Here is a 4,204-nt window from a genome sequence, read left to right on the forward strand (position 1 = left end):
GTCGAATACAGAGCGATCTGGGAGGTCGATTTCGATGGCGACCTTCAACACGGCGAGTTTTCACACAGCCTCGGCCGATTGTTGCCGATCGTCTGCCTCGCCTGGTTGCCTCTAGACGACCAAAAGCCGAWGTTGTCACAGGCTGAGCAAGGCTCCGGAAAGCGGCCGTTCAACGTTGACATGAGAGGCTCGACCGGCTTGCCGGGGCTAGTCCTCTCTATGGAAGGATTGGGCGTCGGTGTTGCCAATGACATGACCTTCTCCGTCGGTCTGCAGTAGACCTGAAGAAGTGTCCAGGATGACGAGTTCGTTTCCCCAGGGATCGCGGACCACTGCGCAAAGGCCGATGCGAATCTGAAACGGGCCCAAGACCTTGGTGCCTCCCGCACCGCAGAAGCGTTCAATGGCCTGAGGAACTGAGGCAACCAGCAGATCGACTTCCAGAGGCCTCTTGTCGATATGAAGGACGAGTTCGGAGTTCGACTGCGGCATGCGCAGACCTGCTGCCGTTGCATCGCGCCAGATCAGTTCGTGACCGAGGGAGTGCTGGTAGAAGCCCAGCGCTTCGTCCAAGTCCTGGACCGGCAGACTGAGGCAATCGATCTTTGCGAAGAGAGGCTGCATTTCTCCAACGCCTGGTGCTTGACAGGAGCTGCAAGACATGGCGCCTAGCCTATCCGAAAGCCGTCGTCCGCGAACTTCCGCTGCTGGCCGACTGTGCCCCTTCGTCCGTCGCCCTGCAAGCTGTCGCCCAGGGAGACGGAACGGCMTGCGACCGACTGCTCCCGAGCGACGCGGCGAACATACACGGTCGGCCAGGAGCGGACGATCACGAGCGTCTGCTTCATCGAAAGCCCTCGACCCGCTGGAGGCCTGGGTATCGAGAAGTGCGTGTAGTTGCCACTCGGCTGCGCAGCTTCCTCACGGCGACCCGCCACCTTAGATGGCATAAGGCACCAAAAAGACGTTGCTGGAGACCACTTTCGGCAGTCAGGGCGACAAATTTGGTGTTTTCTGGTACACTCATCCGGTGCTTTGCACACCACCAAGTAACACCCCCTACGTCGAGAAACATCTGATGGCCCAAAACCGCTCTGCCACCACTACCGCACAACTCCTCGTCATAAATGTCAAAACTTACGAGCAGGAGAAAAGCCGCGACGTGAGTCGCTACCGGCTCTCGCACGAGACCCTGCTGCGCATCTCCGGAAGAAAGCGCAACCTGAGGGAGAAATTTTTGACCGACCTCCAAGATGAGCTCGTCGAACTCGACTGGGTATTCTTCCGCTCTGGGGCTGAGTACGCGATGGTGAACGTAACGAAACTTGACAGTTGGGTGAAACTGAGCTCGAAGCGCGTCACCCCGCTGTTCGATGAAGAGCCCGAAGCTATTGAAGCCCACTACCAGCAGCTGGTCCCGGACGACGAGGGGCTCGACGAAGACGGAGCATGATTTCTCGTTAATCTTGCGGTGGAATGTGTCGCTTACTTTGGACACATCCGCCGCAGATCAAATGAATGCGCAAGTCGCAATCCCCCATCATGAGCAGTCTATTCACCGACGCATTTCTGGAAGCCTTAGGCGCGTGGCAGCGCGGGTGGCGCGAGGACCAAGACCTGCGCCAGACCCTCGCGAAGCAGCTCGAAAGTCTTTGTCAGCTTCTGCCCGACGAGCACCGGCGCGTCGCCGTAAAGTGCTACCGCAAGCGGTTCATGAGTGGGCAAGACTGGGTAATGCTTTTCCTGAACGACCACTTGGACGACGGCACAACAAGTTGGACCATTGACAGGACGTATGCAGAGGACTTTAAGGGTATCGTCAGGGGACACCCCAACTCCGGAGCGGTATTCGCGGGCCTCCCGCCATCGGATGAATGCCTTGTTAGCCTCCCTAGTCTGTGGGCAAGTCTGAATTTCCGAGAAGCCGTGCGTTCCTACGCTGACCGGGGCGCGGCCAACGCCGATGCTCTCATCAACTTCGCTGACAAGCAGGGCGAGGTCGTCCTCTCGTCACAGTTACGGCTTGATGAGCTAGTTGGCGTGACGGGGAAGAGCAGCCCGTTTGAACATTTGGCGGTATGCGCGGGCATTTCAGATGCTGGACTTGATGATGCTTGGCGAATCCTTGTTGAGCGCGAGCGCTTTCCCGAAGAAGCTCGATTTATCAGAGACGACGTGGTAACACGTGCAGTTGGCAATATTCGCGAATGGGTCGTTCGTCGGCTTGAAGAGGTTGGCATCGATCCCGCAGGGCCCTCACCGGCCGTATAAGCACTGCTTGTTATAACGGGCAAACAGAAAATCGCGGATGACTGAAGGCGAGTGGGGAACAGCCGCATGCAGGCGATCAGCATTGGCGGCTTACCGATGGCTGGCTGACGCTGCGCTTGCAGCAACAGATCAGGCTTGAGCGACTGCATTTCGGCAACGAGATCGACGGGTCGAAGGACCGCACCGGGTCGAAAGCTCGGCTTCGCCGCTCGCGACAGCAGTCATTCGCCCAAGTCAGCACCGCAGTTGCGGCCCCGTCCGCTCCGCCGTGACTGAGCAGATCCAACGCCTTTCGCGACGAAGGTCTGCTATGCGTCCGAGCTGTCGTTCGGCCGCCGGCTCTGACCGACCGCACCCAGCGCCTGAGCAGTCAACCGGCAAGCGCCCCTGGGGTGCTTCACGTTGAGGGACTCTCTCCGAAAGCGATAGGTTTGCTGAGTATGCGCAGATGGCCTCGGCCCTGAAGCAAATGTCTGTAGCTGTTCACTGCGACCGCCTCAGCCTCACGGGCGACAGCTGGGCCGGCGGCGATGACTGTCCCATCCTCGGTGAGGATTGCCAATCGGGCAGGCTTCCCGTCCACCGTGACCGTTAGCCCTTCATGCGAGACGGCGCTGATGATGACGCCTTGAATGGCGCCTACTGGTTGATGACCGATCAAGGGTTCATCCTTGTAGCGTGTTGGGATGGAAATGGCGTGCCGCTGTCGTGTCGTCGAGATCAGGTCGTTCATTGCTCAGCGGCGCACTCCAACGGCTTGGCGAGGTAGTGCTCGGCGGCCGCAACGAGGTAGGCGGGCTGCTCCGCGGCGTCGTCTTCTCCGACCATCACGTTGGCCGAGAGCGCGCAGTCGAGAAGGAAGAGCGCGACTTCGGACGGATGCAGTGCGTCGATGCGCGATGCCAGGTTCCCGATGCCGCAGTCGTACAGGCCTTCGAGCGTGGCGCGATGGCGCCATGCGATGGATTCGCAGACGAACTTGGCGACCAGTCGCAGGTCGAATGCGCTGCGCTCGGAGGCGAGGGCTCGCTCGCGCACGCGCTTGAGAAGGTCGAGCCGGGTGCGGCTCGCGAGGATCGAGGGCGTGGCGTCCTCGTCGATCGCCTTGCGCCTCTGCGCGCGAGCTGGCTTGGTCGTCGGTGCAGCGGTCGGTGCCCCTTGATCTCCGTCGGAGTTGCTGGCTACCGAATCCACGGTCGATCCTGGCGCCTCGTGCGTCTCGTCGTGCGAAGTTCCGCCCACTGTGTGGACTGGCTCAGCATGCGGCTCGGCCGGTTGGGTCTCGGTCGGGTTCGGCGCACCCGCCACAGCGGCTTTGGGTGCACGCGGAACGACGCGCAGCAGGTGGACTTTCTTCTTCTCGGCGAAGCAGTCTGGATCAGTGCAGACGTCTGCACCGCCATGCACCGAGGCAGAAGCCCGGTCATTGCCCTTGCCGTCGAGTTCGACGATGTCCGCGAACTCAGGCGCGTTGCCTGAGCGCTTCCAGCAGTCGGTGCAACTGCCGGCGTCCGGCAGCAGGTCGGCGTCGGCGATGTCGAAGACGGCGTTGTGCAGGTCCAGCGAGAACTTCTCGCTGAGCAGGGCCTGGATGGTGCGGTGGCTGGCTTTGCCGCCGGCAGCGAGCCGGGCCTGGGCGTCATGCCTGATGTACTCCAGCGCCTTCTCCTGGTAGCCGATCGACGGCAGACGTGCGATGAGCTGCGCCGCGTCGGTGCCGAACTCGTTGGCCAGGTACGCATCGCGCAGGGCCGGGCCCGCATCGAGCAGCTTCAACCGGTTGTAGATGTGGGTGCGGCTCTTGCCGAACTTGGCAATGAGGTCCTCTGCGGACAGGCCGTCGTTCTGCATCATCGACATGAAGCCCTCGGCTTCTTCGAGCGGGTGCACGTCGACGCGCTGCAGGTTCTCCGCAACCTGGGCGCTGCGGGAC

At 61.2% G+C, this 4,204-nt stretch carries 5 protein-coding genes; 2 read left to right on the forward strand and 3 right to left on the reverse strand.

What is annotated here, in order from left to right:
- Nucleotides 1–207: 207 nt before the first annotated feature.
- Nucleotides 208–624 carry a VOC family protein gene (locus tag AC1D01_RS23195; RefSeq protein ID WP_477870495.1) on the reverse strand — a complete coding sequence of 139 codons (417 nt, stop codon included), beginning with the start codon at nt 622–624 and terminating at the stop codon, nt 208–210.
- 343 nt (nt 625–967) lie between these two features.
- On the opposite strand from AC1D01_RS23195, the gene AC1D01_RS23200 reads away from it, so the two are divergent.
- On the forward strand, nt 968–1,453 hold the full coding sequence (locus AC1D01_RS23200; RefSeq protein ID WP_477870497.1) for a hypothetical protein: 486 nt from the start codon (nt 968–970) through the stop codon (nt 1,451–1,453).
- 65 nt (nt 1,454–1,518) lie between these two features.
- Complete coding sequence (locus tag AC1D01_RS23205; RefSeq protein WP_477870499.1) at nt 1,519–2,271, forward strand: hypothetical protein; 753 nt, start codon at nt 1,519–1,521, stop codon at nt 2,269–2,271.
- A gap of 397 nt (nt 2,272–2,668) precedes the next feature.
- On the opposite strand, the gene AC1D01_RS23210 is transcribed toward AC1D01_RS23205, so the two are convergent.
- Together AC1D01_RS23210 and AC1D01_RS23215 are read right to left on the reverse strand one after the other, a co-directional pair.
- A complete protein-coding gene (locus tag AC1D01_RS23210; protein WP_477870501.1) occupies nt 2,669–3,004 on the reverse strand; it encodes a hypothetical protein in 336 nt (111 codons plus the stop codon).
- Complete coding sequence (locus AC1D01_RS23215) at nt 3,001–4,161, reverse strand: ParB/RepB/Spo0J family partition protein (protein ID WP_477870503.1); 1,161 nt, start codon at nt 4,159–4,161, stop codon at nt 3,001–3,003. The genes AC1D01_RS23210 and AC1D01_RS23215 overlap by 4 nt, the downstream gene beginning before the upstream one ends.
- Between the last annotated feature and the right edge of the window lie 43 nt (nt 4,162–4,204).

The organism is Rhizobacter sp. P3_B12, from assembly GCF_056402895.1.